The organism is Duganella sp. AC237 (assembly GCF_979254035.1).
Genome location: NZ_CEEDEW010000003.1, coordinates 4627120 through 4642280 on the forward strand (window position 1 = coordinate 4627120; position 15161 = coordinate 4642280).

Annotated in this window: 13 protein-coding genes; 6 read left to right on the forward strand and 7 right to left on the reverse strand. The window is 64.2% G+C overall.

What is annotated here, in order from left to right; genetic code table 11:
* Positions 1–177: 177 nt before the first annotated feature.
* A complete protein-coding gene (locus AC0IYS_RS20505; RefSeq protein WP_471706924.1) occupies positions 178–504 on the reverse strand; it encodes an NIPSNAP family protein in 327 nt (108 codons plus the stop codon).
* 188 nt (positions 505–692) lie between these two features.
* Between AC0IYS_RS20505 and AC0IYS_RS20510 the strand changes: the two genes are divergently transcribed.
* From AC0IYS_RS20510 to AC0IYS_RS20525, 4 genes are all read left to right on the forward strand, one after another.
* Entirely contained in the window at positions 693–1958 is a 1266-nt protein-coding gene (locus tag AC0IYS_RS20510; RefSeq protein WP_471706925.1) for an ABC transporter substrate-binding protein, read from the forward strand.
* Between the two features lie 126 nt (positions 1959–2084).
* A complete protein-coding gene (locus AC0IYS_RS20515) occupies positions 2085–2930 on the forward strand; it encodes a 3-keto-disaccharide hydrolase (protein ID WP_471706927.1) in 846 nt (281 codons plus the stop codon).
* A 94-nt stretch (positions 2931–3024) separates the two neighbouring features.
* The gene (locus tag AC0IYS_RS20520) at positions 3025–3270 is read left to right on the forward strand and encodes a type II toxin-antitoxin system ParD family antitoxin (RefSeq protein ID WP_471706928.1); all 246 of its coding nucleotides are present in this window, start codon (positions 3025–3027) and stop codon (positions 3268–3270) included.
* On the forward strand, positions 3263–3553 hold the full coding sequence (locus tag AC0IYS_RS20525; protein WP_471706929.1) for a type II toxin-antitoxin system RelE/ParE family toxin: 291 nt from the start codon (positions 3263–3265) through the stop codon (positions 3551–3553). Before AC0IYS_RS20520 ends, AC0IYS_RS20525 begins: the two co-directional genes overlap by 8 nt.
* Positions 3554–3615: 62 nt before the next feature.
* On the opposite strand, the gene AC0IYS_RS20530 is transcribed toward AC0IYS_RS20525, so the two are convergent.
* The 3 genes from AC0IYS_RS20530 to AC0IYS_RS20540 all read right to left on the reverse strand — a co-directional run bounded on the left by AC0IYS_RS20530 (position 3616) and on the right by AC0IYS_RS20540 (position 8133).
* A complete protein-coding gene (locus AC0IYS_RS20530; RefSeq protein WP_471706930.1) occupies positions 3616–5274 on the reverse strand; it encodes an alpha-L-fucosidase in 1659 nt (552 codons plus the stop codon).
* A 36-nt stretch (positions 5275–5310) separates the two neighbouring features.
* Entirely contained in the window at positions 5311–6810 is a 1500-nt protein-coding gene (locus AC0IYS_RS20535; protein WP_471706931.1) for a tryptophan halogenase family protein, read from the reverse strand.
* 132 nt (positions 6811–6942) lie between these two features.
* Positions 6943–8133 carry a XylR family transcriptional regulator gene (locus AC0IYS_RS20540; protein ID WP_471706932.1) on the reverse strand — a complete coding sequence of 397 codons (1191 nt, stop codon included), beginning with the start codon at positions 8131–8133 and terminating at the stop codon, positions 6943–6945.
* Positions 8134–8685: 552 nt separating this feature from the next.
* Between AC0IYS_RS20540 and AC0IYS_RS20545 the strand changes: the two genes are divergently transcribed.
* Positions 8686–10812, forward strand: coding sequence for a beta-galactosidase (locus AC0IYS_RS20545; protein WP_471706933.1), 2127 nt, complete (start codon positions 8686–8688; stop codon positions 10810–10812).
* Here AC0IYS_RS20545 and AC0IYS_RS20550 read toward each other — a convergent pair whose 3' ends face one another.
* Complete coding sequence (locus AC0IYS_RS20550) at positions 10813–12027, reverse strand: helix-turn-helix domain-containing protein (RefSeq protein WP_471706934.1); 1215 nt, start codon at positions 12025–12027, stop codon at positions 10813–10815.
* 232 nt (positions 12028–12259) lie between these two features.
* Between AC0IYS_RS20550 and AC0IYS_RS20555 the strand changes: the two genes are divergently transcribed.
* Complete coding sequence (locus AC0IYS_RS20555; RefSeq protein WP_471706935.1) at positions 12260–13348, forward strand: calcium:cation antiporter; 1089 nt, start codon at positions 12260–12262, stop codon at positions 13346–13348.
* A gap of 3 nt (positions 13349–13351) precedes the next feature.
* Here AC0IYS_RS20555 and AC0IYS_RS20560 read toward each other — a convergent pair whose 3' ends face one another.
* Positions 13352–14098, reverse strand: coding sequence for a substrate-binding periplasmic protein (locus AC0IYS_RS20560; RefSeq protein WP_471706936.1), 747 nt, complete (start codon positions 14096–14098; stop codon positions 13352–13354).
* Positions 14099–14190: 92 nt separating this feature from the next.
* Positions 14191–15147 (reverse strand): GGDEF domain-containing protein, encoded by a 957-nt coding sequence (locus tag AC0IYS_RS20565; RefSeq protein ID WP_471706937.1) that lies wholly within the window; start codon positions 15145–15147, stop codon positions 14191–14193.
* Positions 15148–15161: the final 14 nt, after the last annotated feature.

Genomic DNA, 15161 nt, shown 5'->3' on the forward strand with positions numbered 1-15161 from the left:
TCGCTTTCGTCGCCGATCCTGACCTTCGTACGGTCCCAGTCGTATCGAAAGAGGACATCGAACGCCTCTACAAATTCTTAGCGCTCAAATCCATGTCATTTTCCTTAATAGGCACTTTCTAAATAGCCGGTACTAACACAACGACTGCTTAGCTAGGATTTCAGCCAAGCAAGGTCCTCAACGCACCGACGAATACGCGGTCGGCTCCAGGAACGAGTTATCGATGCGCTCGACGATGATGCCATCGGCCTCCGACGCGGCGCGCGCGGCCACCCATTCGGGATCGGTGGCGAAGGCGTTCCACTTTGTTTCGCGCTCGGCCAGGCTTTCCCACTTCAGCAAGTAGGTCAAGGTCTGGTTGCTGGGGCCGACGACAGTGGTGAAGAAGCCGGCCTGTTCGATGCCGTGCTTCAGAAATAGCGGCAGGGTCACGTGCGAAAATCGCTTGTGCAAGGCCGGCAGGCGGCCGGCGGCGCAGTGGTAGACCCGTAATTCGTAAATCATTAGTTATATCCTCTCGGTATTAGGGAATGGATGTGATGTCGCCGCCGATACGGCGTCCACATAGTCATTGCAGTATAACCATCCTTGCCACAAGCAGACTCTACAACACACTCGCCGGAGTTGACAGCGAGAGCCTTCGCGGACACACTTTATTCATGCATCCCTCCCCGCTTCCAGGCCTGGCCCGATTGCCCGCACTACGCAACCGGGGCTGGCTGGCATGGGTGCTGCTGTGTTTGGCTGTAGCGCCGGCCCCGGCCGCCGTCGGCGCCCCCACCGAGCACCTGGTGATCGACTACGTGGTCTCCAATACGCCGCAGCGCACCACCTGGGTCGGCATCATCAATGAGTTCGCCGCCGCCAATCCGGACATCCAGATCATCCACCAAGGCTATCCGCAAGAGGAATACAAACGCGGCTTCACGGCCCGCCTGCGCGCCGGGCGGGCCGACCTGGCGTTCTGGTACGCGGGCGAGCGCCTCGGCGACGCCGCCAGGAACAAGCTGCTGTCCCCGCTCGACGCCGACCTGGTCGCGCTGCTGAAGAGAAAGAAATTCTCGCCCGCCACCCTCGACGGCACGCGCATCGACGGCGCCGTCTACGGTTTTCCGCTGTACTACTACGTGTGGGGCTTCGTCTACCACAAGCCGCTGTTCGAGCGTCTGGGGCTGCGCCCGCCGGCCACGTGGGCCGAGTTCCTGCGGACCTGCGAACGCTTGAAGGCGGCGGGCGTGACGCCGCTGGCGGTCGGCGCCAGGAGCGGCTGGCCGGCGGCCGGCTGGTTCGACTACCTGAACCTGCGCATCAACGGCATCGAGTTCCATCGCAAGCTGGTGCGCGGCGACGCCCGCTTCGACAGCCCGCAGGTGCGGCAGGTGTTCGATGTCTGGGGCGGCCTGCTGCGCAAGGGGTATTTTCTCGACGCGACAATGGAACAGGAGCCGGAGCGCGTCATGCCCTATGTGTACCGCGACCGCGTCGGCATGATGCTATCGGGCAGCTTCGCCGCCTCCAGGTTCCCGGCCGCGATCGCGGCCGACATGGGCTTTTTCGGCTTCCCAAACTATTCGCCGGGCATGCCCACCTACGAAGAGGCGCCGATCGATGTGCTGGTGCTGCCGGCGCGGGGCTTGAATCCGCGCGCGCGCAACCGCTTCCTCGCTTTCCTGGCCGAGACCGGCGCCATGCGCAAGATTGCCGAGGCCGACCAGACGCTGTCGGCGCAGGTTGCCGCCGATCCGCGCCCGATCTGGCTGGGCGACGCGCCAAGCCGCGTGTGGCGCGCCGCCGCCGGACTGACCTACTTCTTCGACCGCGACGCCAAGGCCGAACTGGTCGGTCCGACGTACGAGGGCCTGCGCCGCTTCCTGAAGCCGCCGCACGACACCGATCAAGCGGTGCGTTACATCGACGAGGCGATCGCAGAGGCGGGCGAGCCTAAAAAACCGCCTTGAACGGCGCATGCGCCACTGTCGAAATTCGGAGATTTTTATAACGAAATCGGCAATCACCACTTTTTCGGGCACGCTCCCGGCGCCCCGTGATAGATTCGTTTTTTCCAAAAAAGGAGACGAAACGATATGAAAAACCTGTTCACCAAAAGCGCCCTGCTCGGTGCCCTGTTCGCGCTGAGCTGCGCGGCGTCGGCGGCCGAGGCCGGTCCCTGGAAATCGCTCTTCAACGGCAAGGACCTGAACGGCTGGAGCACCTACGTCAGCATGCAGCCGACCACCGACGGCATGAAGACGCCGACCTCGGTGCGCGGGGTGGACAACGACCCGCGCCGCGTGTTTTCCGTGGTCGACGGCATGCTGCGCGTGTCGGGCGAGGAATGGGGCAGCGTCTCGACCTTGGACGAGTACGAAAACTTTCACCTGAAATTCGAATTCAAATGGGGCGTCAAGAAGTGGCCGCCGCGCGAGAACGTGATGCGCGACAGCGGCCTGCTGTACTACGCCGTCGGCAAGGAAGGCGCGCAGGACGGACATTGGATGCGCAGCCACGAGTTCCAGCTGCAGGAAGGCGACTGCGCCGACTACCACAGCCTCGACGGCGTGACGGTCGACGCCCATGTCGGCGACGCCAACCAGGGCGACTGGAAATTCTACCGTTACGAGCCGTCCCTGCCGCTGCGCAAAGACATCAAGGCGCGCATCCTGAAGAAAGGCAATTTCGAAAAGCCGAGCGGCGAATGGAACACGATGGAAGTCATCGCCGACGGCAAGACGCTGGTGCACATCGTCAACGGCCACGAGGTGCTGCGCATGACCAATTCGCGTCAACTGGTGGACGGCAAAATGGTGCCGCTCACGCGCGGCAAATTCTCGATCCAGTCCGAGGGCGCCGAGGCGTTTTTCAAGGACATCCAGGTGCGGAAATTGGGGGCGCCGGTTCCGCCCCCGGCACCAGCTAAGAAGCCGGGCTAACTTCGGATGCCGTATCGGCCCGCTGGCATCGTGACGGAGATTGCGCCATAATTCATCAATAATATCTTTACCAGTGCCGGCCAAGGAGGTCACAATGGGAACCGTGCGCAAGACAATTACGCTGACGGACCAACAAGACGAATGGATTAAGGCGCAAATCGACGCCGGACACTACACCGACGACAGCGAATACATCCGTGACCTGATCCAACGGGAACAGGAACACGGTGCTGAGGCCGAGGCCATACGTGCCGCGCTGATTGAAGGCGAGGCCAGCGGGGAGCCTGCATCTTTCGATGTCGCCGCGTTCAAGCAGCGTATGCTGACCCCGCGTGGGTGAATATCGCCTGACACCTGCGGCGGAGCGCGATCTTGAGTCAATCTGGACCTATACTTCGCAGCATTGGGGTGTGGATCAGGCCAATCGTTATATCGACATCTTGACGGCAATCTTCGCAGAACTGGCACAGTCGCCGAAAACTGCGCCGGCATGCGATCACATACGGCCGGGCTATCGACGCCGGATTGTTCATCGGCACGTGATCTATTTTCGCATCACCGCCTACGGCGTCGCCATTGTTCGTGTCTTGCATGAACGCATGAATCAGCCGCGCCGCCTGTGATCATAACAGCGACGCCAGCGGGTTTGGAACCGGTGGTCGCCGCGATAATGCCGAGAAACGCGCTAGCTGATCTTCAGCGCGCTGGCGTAGGCCAGTGCCGGGCGGTCCGCCGGCAACGTCACCTGCAGTCCCTCGGCGGTCTGGCGGAACGCCAGCGCCACGCCGCTGCCGAGCAACTCCACGCGCTTGACCGGCCGTGCCAGGTGCGCGCCGCCGCTGGCCATGGCCTGGATCGCCAGCTTGCCCGCCGCCGGCCATCCCATGAGGAAGGCGTACACGCTCTCGCCCTTGGCCGTGAAGCGGATGTCGGCGGCGGAGAACGGCTTGCCCTTGCCCTCGTTGAAGCCCGCGCCCGACATCGGCGCGCCGGCGTCCGCCGCCACCGGTCCCTCGCCGAAGATCGCCCATGGCCGGGTATCGTAGATGCCCTCGCCGTTGACGGCGATCCAGCGGCCGATCTCCTCGACGATGGCGCGCTCCTGCTCGTCGATGGTGCCGTTGCCGCGCACCGGCACGCTCAGCAGCAGGTTGCCGTTCTTGCTGACCACGTCGATCAACGTATGCACCACCGTTTGCGCGCTCTTGTAGGCCTTGTTGTCGTACACACGCCGGTCGTAATGCCAGTTGCCAATGCAGGTGCAGGTTTGCCACGGCAACGCTTCAATCTTGTTGCTCTGGCCGCGTTCGATGTCGAGCACCATGCTGCGGCGCTGCTGGGCATTGAGTATCTTGCCGTTGACCACGGCCTCCAGCTTGCCCTTGCGCGCGATGCTGCGGTTGTACATGTGCGCCGCCAGGCGCAGGCCGGCGTCGCTGAACGGCCATAGCGGCAGCACGGTATCGTCGTAGTACACCAGGTCCGGATCGTAGTTGTCGATCAGCTCGCGCGTGCGGTTGAAGAACTTGTCGTTGTAGGCCTGGTCGGGAATCGACGCGCCGCCGCCCCAGTGCCACTGTTCGTGCTGCACGCCGCCGTCGCCGCCCGACTTGCTGAGCGCGTGGTTCTGCGCGTACAGCGCCTGCGGGTCGAGCCCCTCCCACCACTTGCCCTTGCCGTCGGCGCGGGTCAGCTTGCCGTCGTAGGGAACGCCGGCGTACTGGCCGTTCTTGTCGGCGCCCTGCGCCGTCTCGTACCAAGCCCACGCGTGCGCCGCGTGCACGCTGACGCCGAAGCGCAGGCCGTTGGCGCGCGCGGCCTTGCTCCAGCCGCCGATCAAGTCCTTGCGCGGCCCCATTGCGGTGGAATTCCACTGCGGCTGGTAGCTGCTTTTGTACAGGTCGAAATTATCGTGGTGGTTGGCCAGCGCCACGAAGTACTTCGCGCCGGCGCGCTTGTACAAGGCCACCAGTTCGTCCGGGTTCCATTGCTCGGCCTTCCACTGGTGGATGATGTCCTTGAAGCCGAACTTGGACGGGTGGCCGTACTTGCGTACGTGGTAGCGGTAGGGATCACTGCCCTCCTCGTACATGATGCGGCCGTACCAGTCGCCGAACTCCGGTTCGCACTGCGGGCCCCAATGGGCCCAGATGCCGAACTTGGCGTTGCGGAACCAGTCCGGAGTCTGGTACTTCTCCAGCGAATTCCAGTCCGGCGAAAACGGGCCGGCGGCAATGGCGCCCGGCGGCGTTGCCGCCAGCGCGTCGGCGGCGCGCGCCACGCCGGACAAGGCCACCGCCGGGATGGCCGCGCCCATGTGTTTCAACAAATCCCTACGCTTCATTGCGTCTCCTCCGGTTGTATTTTTATGGGTGTATCTCTATGCGCGCTGCGCCAGCACGGCACGCAAATAATCTTCATGGCGGGGCATGGCCGCAACGGTAGCGGCGATGCCGGCGCGCCGCTGCCGCAGTCCCAGCAACGCCGCCTCGGGCGCCACCTCGCGCAGCGCCGGGTCGGCATGCTCTGGCCAGTGCCCCATGCCGGCATGGATCGCCAGCCAGCTGGTGGCGTCGAAGCCCTCCTCGCCGTACTGGTGCAGCGCGCCGGTCTGGCGCCACGCGTGGATCTTGAACGCCAGCGTGTCGGGCAACTCCATCGTCGCCATCGTGCGCCACAGCGCGCTGTCGCGACGGGCCGTCAGGCGGTAGTGCAGGATGATGAAGTCGCGCACGCGCTCGAACTGGCGCACCATGCCGGTGTTGTAGCCGGCCAGTGTCCGCGCGTCGGGCACCGTGCCCGGCAACAGCGCTTCGATCAGCCGTCCCAGGCCGCTCTGCACCAGGAAAATACTGGTCGATTCCAGCGGCTCCAGGAAGCCGGAAGATAAGCCCAGCGCCACCACGTTATGCACCCAGAAGCGCGCGCGGTGGCCGGTGGTGAAGCGCAGCAGGCGCGGTTCGGCCAGCGCCGGCGCGTCCATTTGCGCCAGCAACTGCGACAGCGCCCGCTCCTCGTCGATATGGCGGCTGGCGAATACATGGCCATGTCCGGTGCGGTTGCTCAGCGGGATGCGCCACGCCCAGCCGCCTTCCAGCGCCGTCGCGCGCGTGTACGGCGCCAGCGCGGTGCCGCTGCGCTCGGTCGGGCAGGCCCAGGCCCGGTCGACCGGCAGCCAGTGGCTGAAATCGACGAAGGGTTCTTCCAGGGTGCGGCCCAGCAGCAGCGAGGCGAAGCCGGAGCAGTCGATGAACAGGTCGCCCTCGACCACCCGGCCGTCGGCCAGCCGCAACCGGCTGACACCGCCATCGGCGCGGCGCCGCACGTCAACGATGCGGCCCTCGGTGCGGCGCACGCCCTTGCGCAGCGCCATCGTGCGCAGGAAGCCGGCGTACAGCACGGCGTCGAAGTGGTAGGCGTAGTTGAAGAATTGCCCCTGTTCGGGCGGCACCTGGAAGCGCCCCTCGCGGGCCATCACGCTGGGCAGGCATTGCTCGCCCAGCGCGCCGAGGCCGGCGTCGCCCAGGCGCCGGTGCTGGCCCCACAGGGACTGCGGACCGGCCAGCGCGCCGAAATCGCCGAAGGTATGGAAATAGCGCTCGCCCTGCACGCGCCAGTCGCAAAACTCGATGCCCAGCTTGTAGGTGCCATTGGTGGCGCGCAAGAACTCGGCCTCGTCGATGCCGAGGATCTTGTGGAAGGCGCGGATGGAAGGAAAAGTCGCCTCGCCGACGCCGATGATGCCGATTTCCTCCGACTCGACCAACTCCACCGCGCTGCCCGGCAGCGCGGTGGCCAGTGCCGTGGCCGCCATCCAGCCGGCCGCGCCGCCGCCGACCACCACGATGCGCCGATAGGCGCTCTTGTATGCCGCATCCATGCCCTACCCCTTGCAATCGGTGACTGAAAAGTACATTGTGCAAGCAAGCGTAGCATGCGGCAATTACCAAAACCGCGAACAGGGGGAACGATATCCACCAAAGCCATTAACGTTATTAACGCCATCGAAGCCTCAGGCCGCCTCCATGCTCTCGCCCAGTACGCGGTCGCGGTAGGCGCGCGGCGTGCAGCCCAGCTCCCGCTTGAATACCAGGTGCATATATTGGGTGGAGGTGAAGCCGCAGCCCAGCGCGACGTCGGCGATGCTGCGCTCGCCGCCTTCCAGCCCGGCCTTGGCCGCGTCGAGCTTGAAGCGCAGAATCATGTCGTGCACGCTGCAGCCCAGCTCCTCGCGGAAGTACGCTTCCAGCGACGAGCGCGACACGCCCACGTGTTCGGCCACCTGCTGGGTCTTGATGCCCTGGCAACCGTATTGGCGGATGAAGTGGCAGGCCCGCATCACCTGTGGATGCCTGATCCGCTGGTGCTCGCTGGAGGCGAGGATGTTGATGCCGGCCGGCGCCACCCGGATGCGGGTATCCGGCAGGCGCACGCCGTGCAGCATCTGGTCCAGCAGGTGGGCGGCGGTCCGGCCCATTTCCTGCGCGCCCTGGATCACCGAGCTAAGCGGTATCCGGGTGAGCATACGCACCATCGGGTCGTTGTCGATGCCGATCAGCGCCACTTGTTCCGGCACCTCGATGCCGGCGATGATGCAGGCTTGCAACAGCTGGCGCGCGCGCGCGTCGGTGACGGCGATGATGCCGACCGGTTTGGGCAGGCTGCGCAGCCAGTCGATTTGCAGGCGCATCGACTCTTCCCAAGACGAGGCGCAGGTCTCGCTGCCATGAAAGATCTCGGCTTCCATTCGGTCTTGCCGCATCAGGCTGAGGAAGGCGTTTTCGCGCTCCTGCGCCCAGCGGTTCTCCTTGGACTTGGGCAGGCTGAACATGGCGAAGCGGGACAGTCCGACGTCGATCAGGTGGTCGCGCGCCATCTTAATCAGCTTGTAATTGTCGGTTGCAACGTAGGGAACACCGACGGGATAGTCGGCCGGGTTGGCGTAGGAGCCGCCGACGCCGACAACAGGCACGCTGCAGTGCGACAAGGCCTCGGCCACTGCCGGATCGTCGAAATCGGCGATGATGCCGTCGCCCTGCCAGCGTTCTATGCCGGACAGGCGCAGCCGGAAATCTTCTTCCAGGAACAAGTCCCAGGCCGCCCGCGTGCTGCCCAGGTAGGCGGCAATACCGGCGGTTACTTCTCGATCGAAACTCTTATTCGCATTAAACAGCAAGGCAATCCGACGTACTTTCGCAGTCATGGTCTTTGTCTCCGGTTTATAGATTTTATCCGGGCGCTTTATGGCAGCGCCTCGGTCAATAAATCCTTCGCCGCCCCCGGCGCAAAGCCGTGGCGAAGTGAGTCCAGCATATAGCCGGCCCCGGAGCGCGGTTAACGACCGTAAAAGGATTACTAATACGGTGCAAAAAGTACGAGAAGTTCTGCAAGAAGTGCTAGAACGGCCTGTTTAGCGGCGTTTCGGGCCTCCCAGCAGCTTAAGTAGGAAAAAAAGGGGGCGGCCGAAGCCGCCCCTAAAGTGCCTTTGGAGAGGCAGACAAACACAAACGGGTTCCGTGAAACAATCCTGCCACTTGAAGTGATGACGCATTGTGGAATCAGCGCCGCGATGCCGCAATTGCAATATTCGTCAATGCGGAACATGAAATTGCGCAGCGCCCGCGTTCCGACAAATCATTGCGCCCGCCGGTGAATTTTGTAATTGCGCGCCAGGCCCGTCCATGGCCCAATAGGCGCGCGCCCGCCTTGTTAGCGCGTTGAGCGCCATCGATAAAACAAATCAGGAAGACACCGAATGCTGAAACGTACCCTCCTCTGCTGCGCGCTGTCGTGCGTGCTCGCGGCCGCGCCGCACGCGCCGGCCGCCGCGCAGGCCACGCCGCCCGAATTCCCCACCGTGCTGTACGGCGCCGCCTACTACCACGAGTACATGCCCTACGAGCGGCTGGAAAAAGACGTGGAGATGATGAAGGCCGCCGGCTTCAACGTGGTGCGCCTGGGCGAATCGACGTGGAGCCTGTGGGAGCCGGAGGACGGCCGCTTCGAGTACGCGTGGATGGACCGCGTCATCGACGCCATGACCAAAGCCGGGATCAAGGTCATCATGGGCACGCCGACCTATTCGATTCCCGCCTGGATGGCCAAGCAGAACCCGGAGATCCTGGCCCGCAAGTTGAACGGCGCGCAAAACACCTACGGCATGCGCCAGAACATGAACACCGACTCGGCGGCCTACCGCTTCTACGCCGAGCGCCTGATCCGCAAAATCGCCACCCGCTACAAGGACAACCCGAACGTCATCGGCTGGCAGGTGGACAATGAAACCGGCACCTACGGCGCCGCCAACGACGACGTCTTCGTCCGCTTCCAGCACTACCTCGAAAAGAAATTCGGCACGCCGGAAGCGCTGAGCAAGGCCTGGTTCCTGAACTACTGGGGCCAGGACCTGCACAGCTGGGTCGACCTGCCGCGCCCGGACGGCGCCCAGAGCACCGGCTACAAGCTCGAATGGTCGCGCTGGGGCCAGATGCGCGTGACCGACTTCCTGCAATGGCAGACCGCGCTGATCCGCGAATGCGCGTCGCCGCGCCAGTTCGTCACGCACGATTTCGCCGGCTCCATGCACGGCGACGTCAACGAGGTGGCGGTGTCGCGCAAGCTCGACATGCCGGCCGTGAACGTCTACAACTGGGGCCCGCGCGAGTACTACAACGGCGCCGCGCAGACCTTGGACGCCGACTTCACGCGTTCGCTCAAGCGCGGCAATTTCCTGGTGACCGAGACCAACGCGCAAACGACCGACTGGAGCTCGTCGTTCCAGTATCCGCCGTATGACGGCCAGTTCCGCCAGGATGTCTACACCCACCTGTCCAACGGCGCCAACATGGTCGAGTACTGGCACTGGGCGTCGGTCCACGCCAACCAGGAAACCTACTGGAAAGGCGTGCTGTCGCACGACCTGGAGCCGAACCGCGCCTACGCCGAGATGCGCCGCACCGGCCAGGAGCTGAAAAAGATCGGCCCGCGCCTGGTCAACATGAAGATCAGGAACGACGTCGCCATCCTGTGGAGCCGCGACTCGCTCAACGCCCTCAACGACATGCCCTTCGCCAAGGAATCGCAATGGGGCGGCGGCGGTACCAAGGCCGATTATGGTTCTCTGGTGCGCCAGCTGCATCGCCAGCTGTACGACATGAATGTCGGCACCGACTTCGTGTTCGACGATACCGAGGATTTCTCGTCCTACAAACTGCTGGTGGTGCCGTCGCTGTATGTGGCCGACGACGCGCTGCTCAAGCGCATCTCCGACTACATCCGCAAGGGCGGCCACGTCGTGATGACCTTCAAGAGCGGCTTTGTCAACGAAAACGCGGCGGTGCGCTGGACCATGGCGCCGGGCCCGCTGCGCGAGGCGCTCGGCTTCCACTACCAGGAGTTCTCCAACCTGGCGCAGCCGCTGGCTTTGAAGGGCGACCCGTTCCAGGCGGGCGCCGACAACCAGGTCAAGCACTGGGCCGAATTCCTGCAACTGGACACGGCCAAGGCGCTGGCCTGGTACGACCATGCCTTCTTCGGCCGCTGGCCGGCCATCACGTCCAACCGGTTCGGCGCGGGCAAGGTGGTGTATGAAGGCACCTATCTGTCGGACAAGCTGCAAAAGGCGGTGCTGCAATCGTCGCTGCGCGAGCTAGGCATGGTCGGGCCGGACCAGCAGTTGCCGCCCGGCGTGCAAACCCGCAGCGGCACCAACGGCTTCAAGCGGGCGGTGCACTACTACTTCAACTACAGCGGCGCCGAGGTCAGCTTCAACTACCCGCGCAAGGCGGGCACCGAGCTGCTGGCGACACGGCGCGTGGCCGCCGGCGAGAAGCTGACATTGGCACCGTGGGAAGTGGCCATCGTCGAAGAAGACGGCAAGTAATCACCCGCCGGTCTTCTGTTCGGGGCGGCCGGCTTGCGGCGTGCCGGCCGGCGTCGTGTCTTGTTGGGTGGACATGGCACGGAAGGCTTTCGGCGTGCAGCCATATTCCTCCTTGAACAACCGGTTGAAGTAGGAGACGTTGCCGTAGCCGACCGAGTAGGCGATTTCCGCCACCGCCGCGCTGTTTTGCTCGGCCAGCAGTCTGGCCGCCTCCGTCAGCCGCAGCTTGTTCAGGTAGCTGGTGAAGGTCATGCCAAGTTCGGCCTTCAGCAATTCGTTGACCTTGTTGCGGTTGGCGCCGGTTCCGGCCACCACGCCTTCGAGGTCCAACCCCTGGTCGGCATAGTTGGTGGCGATGAAGCGCAATACCGATGCCTTCTCCTTGTCCTTGAACGGCTCCAGGGTCAACTGGCGGTAGGCGACCAGCGGCAAATCCTTGTGTATCTGGGTATCCCGGTTGGCGATCAGGGCGCGCGCCTGGCCGCGGAAAAACCAGATGGCGAAGCCCAGCCAGCTGACCAGGGTGAGCACCGCCAGCGCGATCAAATAGCGGTAATCGCGCCCGTGCAAGGTGACCTCGCTCACCTCAAAGTAGGAATCGACGTTGCGGCGACTGAAGGGAGCGGTCCCGAAGGCGAGTTTCGACACCCCGTCCAACGTATAGCCCTGCTCCGACAAGTCCAGTTTCATCTGCTCGAACCACCACTGCGGCATCGTGAAGCGGGTCATGTCCAGCGACACCGGCACGCCCTGCTCGTTGCACGAGAAGTAGCTGCCGGGCGAACGGTAGGTCTCGGGCTTGCCCACCGTCGACACCTTGGCGTCGTAGGTGGAAATAACCAACGACATCGTATTGGCCGGCGAGCATTTGGCCAGGAAACTGATGGTGGTGTACTTCGACCAGTCCATATGGGCGGGCTTGCCGTTGTTGTCGTCCAGCGCCAGCTCGGTGGAGACGTAGGGGAATTGCGCCTTGTCGGTCAGCTTAAAGTCGAAGCGCATGCGCTCACGCGACGGCGCCGGCATGCGCACCGACGAGCTTCCCGCCGTCGCCTGGTCCGAGTAGGTGCGGTAATGCCAGCGGGCGTCGTCCTGCTTCCCCGGCAACAGCGACAAGGTCGGATAGCTCCGATAAACGAAAAAGCCCGCCAGCAGGGCGTCGGCAGCCACCAGCAGCAGGAGCGCGATCAGCGCCCTCTTGTAGAAATCGTGCATTGCGATATGTCTCTGGTCTCTTAAAGCTACACCTCTAGGCGGGTGTGCGCTCGCATCATAGCAGTTCAGTCCGCCAGCACGGCGGCTGTGGAACACAGTGGCGCATTTCCGCCACAACGGTCCCCGTATGCCGAACGCGACCGGGACGGGTGCCGCAGTGGCTCATCGGGTAAAATTAACGCGCTGGCAATAAATCGTCCGCCTTCCCTTCACCATTTCCGATGAGCCGCCCATGAAAATATCCACCACCCTGCCCGCCTGGGCCATCGCCGGACCCGTGGTCGGCTGGCTGGCACTGGCCGGCAAGGCGCTCGGCGCCCAGGAGCTGCTGGGCGGCGCCTATCTGGTGGTGCTGGCCATCGGCCTGTTCTGGGGCGTGCTGGCGGCGGTGTTCCACGCCGAGGTGGTGGCGCACAAGATCGGCGAGCCCTACGGCACATTGGTGCTGGCGGTGGCGGTGACCGCGATCGAGGTGGCGCTGATCGTGTCGCTGATGATCGCTGGCGGCGCCGAGACCACCGGCCTGGCGCGCGACACCGTGTTCGCCGCCGTCATGCTGATCCTCAACGGCATGGTGGGCATCTGCCTGCTGGCCGGCGGCAGCCGCCATGGCGAGCAAACCTTCACGTTGAGCGGCGTGTCGGCGGCGCTGACCACGCTGGCGGCGATCTCGGTGCTGACGATGGTGCTGCCGAACTACACCACCACCACGCCGGGACCGTTCTACAGCGGCAGCCAGCTGATTTTCATCGCCGTGGTCTCGCTGGTGTTGTACGGAACGTTCGTGTTCGTGCAGACGGTGCGCCACCGCGATTACTTCCTGCCCGCCAGCGGCGGCGAAGACGACCACGCGGCGGTGCCGCCGGCCAGGCTGGCCTGGTGGAGCGGCGCGCTGCTGCTGGTGTGCCTGGGCGGCGTGGTGCTGCTGGCCAAATCGCTGTCGCCGGCGCTGGAGGCGGCGGTGGTGAAGATGGGCGCGCCCAAGGCCCTGGTCGGCATCATCATCGCGGCCGTGGTGCTGCTGCCGGAAGGCATCGCCGCTTATCAGGCGGCGCGCGCCAACCGCCTGCAAACCAGTTTGAACCTGGCGCTCGGCTCGGCGCTGGCCAGTATCGGCCTGACCATTCCGGCGGTGGCGATCGTGTCGCTGGTCAACGGCTGGACCCTGACCCTGGGCATCGACGTCAAGTCGACCGTGTTGCTGCTGTTGTCGATCATCGTCACCTCGCTGTCGCTGGGAAGCGGCCGCACCACCATCATGCAGGGCACGGTGCTGCTGATGATCTTCGCGGTGTATTTGTTCGTGACGGTGGTGCCCTAGGCCTCACTTGCCCGGCGGCGCCCAGTTCTCGTACTTGCGGCCGATCCGTTCCATCGTGCCGTCGCGCCACATCTCGGCGGCGGCGGCGTTGAGCCGCTCGATCAGGGCGTCCGGCACCGAGCTATTGCACGCCAAATAGACCTGTACCCTGTGAAACGATAGCAGCGGCGCCACCTCTGCCCCGGTCAGCCCGCGCGGCCCCTTGGTGCCGTTGCGAACGCTGACCGCCCACAGGTCGATACGACGCATTAAGAGTTTTTGCGCGTTCAACATGTCTTCGTTGACCGGCTCGACGGTGAACCCGCGACTACGCAGGAACTCATCCCGCGCGTCGCCGTTGGCGGTGCCGATGCGCAGCCGGCGCGCGTCCTCCAGGGTTTTCAACGCGAACCCGGAATCGACGCGGCCCCACAGCTGCCATTCGGCAAAGTCGGTCGCGCCGACCCATTTGAACAACGGCTCCCGCTCCGGCGTACGCGTTGTCGAATAAACACAGGCGTAATCGTTGGTCAGGGCGTTGACGTAAGCCCGTTTCCATGGCAAAAGTTCAAGCTTGTATGCGGTGCCGGTACGCGCCATCAGCTCGCGTATCTTGTCGGTTTCCCGGCCCGTCATCACGCCGTCCACCACCATGCTCGATGGCGGCATGCGTTCGGTGGCGATGCGCAGCGTCACCGCCGGCGTGGCGGTTGCTGTGGCCGCTTCCTGTTTGACAGCGATGGCGGGATTGGCCGTGGCCAAAATGATCATGCAAAGTGCCGCTCGAATCCTCATGCCGTCTATCGCCCTGTTTTTTCCCCTTCCCCTATAACGGCAAGTTTTGGAATAACTGAAATGCGGGCTCAGGCCTCGACGTCGCAGATGCGGTCGCGTCCCGAGGATTTGGCCTGGTACAGGCGGCGGTCGACCCGGTCGAGGAAGACGTCGGCATCGTCCCCCGCGCCCGGCACGATGGTGCCGACGCCCATGCTGACGGTGACCACGCGGCCGACGCCGGAGCGGGCGTGCGGCAGCTCCTTCTGCGCCAGCAGCTTGCGGCAGCGCTCGGCCACATTGCGGGCCGACGCGGCGTCGGTGGCCGGCAGCAGCAGCACGAACTCCTCGCCGCCGAAGCGCGCGCACAGGTCGCGCGAACGCGAGGCGCCGGCGTCGAGCGCGCCGGCCACGCGGCGCAGGCACTCGTCGCCTTGCACGTGGCCGTAGTGGTCGTTGTACTGTTTGAAATAGTCGATATCGACCACCACCACCGACAAGGGCTCGCCGGTCGCGCGCGCCTTGGCCCACTCTACCGGGTACAGGGTGTCGAACATGCGGCGGTTGGCGACGTTGGTCAGGCTGTCGCGGTAGGACAGCACTTCCAGCTCGCGCTGCAGTTGCACGATCTTGTCCTCGGCCTGCTTGCGCTCGGTGATATCGAACATGAAGCCGACCAGCGAATCGACGCTGCCATCCTCGCGCCGCACCACGTGCACCACGTCGCGGATCCAGACGTAACCGCCGTCGCTGGTCAGGGCGCGATAGTCTGCCTCGTGGTCGACGCCCTTCTGCGACTGGGCGATGCAGAAATCGACGGTCTTTTGCCGGTCCTCCTCGTGGATGCGCTCGATCCAGTCGTTGGCCGAAAGCCAGCTGGACTGGCTCCAGCCGAGCAGCGCCTCGATCTGCGGGCCGATATAGCTAAAGCTCATCGTGGCCCAGTCGATGCGCCAGGGAATGGCGCGGGTCGATTCAAGCAAGGTGCGATAGACGCCGTGATCGGCGGGGGCGGCCGAATCGGCGCCGGGAAGAGTCGGTTTCATGATTGAAGGAAGTT

Coding starts and splice junctions, on each gene's coding strand:
- AC0IYS_RS20505 (WP_471706924.1), bottom strand. CDS start 504: ATGATTTACGAATTACGGGTCTACCACTGCGCCGCCGGCCGCCTGCCG.
- AC0IYS_RS20515 (WP_471706927.1), top strand. CDS start 2,085: ATGAAAAACCTGTTCACCAAAAGCGCCCTGCTCGGTGCCCTGTTCGCG.
- AC0IYS_RS20520 (WP_471706928.1), top strand. CDS start 3,025: ATGGGAACCGTGCGCAAGACAATTACGCTGACGGACCAACAAGACGAA.
- AC0IYS_RS20530 (WP_471706930.1), bottom strand. CDS start 5,274: ATGAAGCGTAGGGATTTGTTGAAACACATGGGCGCGGCCATCCCGGCG.
- AC0IYS_RS20535 (WP_471706931.1), bottom strand. CDS start 6,810: ATGGATGCGGCATACAAGAGCGCCTATCGGCGCATCGTGGTGGTCGGC.
- AC0IYS_RS20540 (WP_471706932.1), bottom strand. CDS start 8,133: ATGACTGCGAAAGTACGTCGGATTGCCTTGCTGTTTAATGCGAATAAG.
- AC0IYS_RS20545 (WP_471706933.1), top strand. CDS start 8,686: ATGCTGAAACGTACCCTCCTCTGCTGCGCGCTGTCGTGCGTGCTCGCG.
- AC0IYS_RS20550 (WP_471706934.1), bottom strand. CDS start 12,027: ATGCACGATTTCTACAAGAGGGCGCTGATCGCGCTCCTGCTGCTGGTG.
- AC0IYS_RS20555 (WP_471706935.1), top strand. CDS start 12,260: ATGAAAATATCCACCACCCTGCCCGCCTGGGCCATCGCCGGACCCGTG.
- AC0IYS_RS20560 (WP_471706936.1), bottom strand. CDS start 14,098: ATGATCATTTTGGCCACGGCCAATCCCGCCATCGCTGTCAAACAGGAA.
- AC0IYS_RS20565 (WP_471706937.1), bottom strand. CDS start 15,147: ATGAAACCGACTCTTCCCGGCGCCGATTCGGCCGCCCCCGCCGATCAC.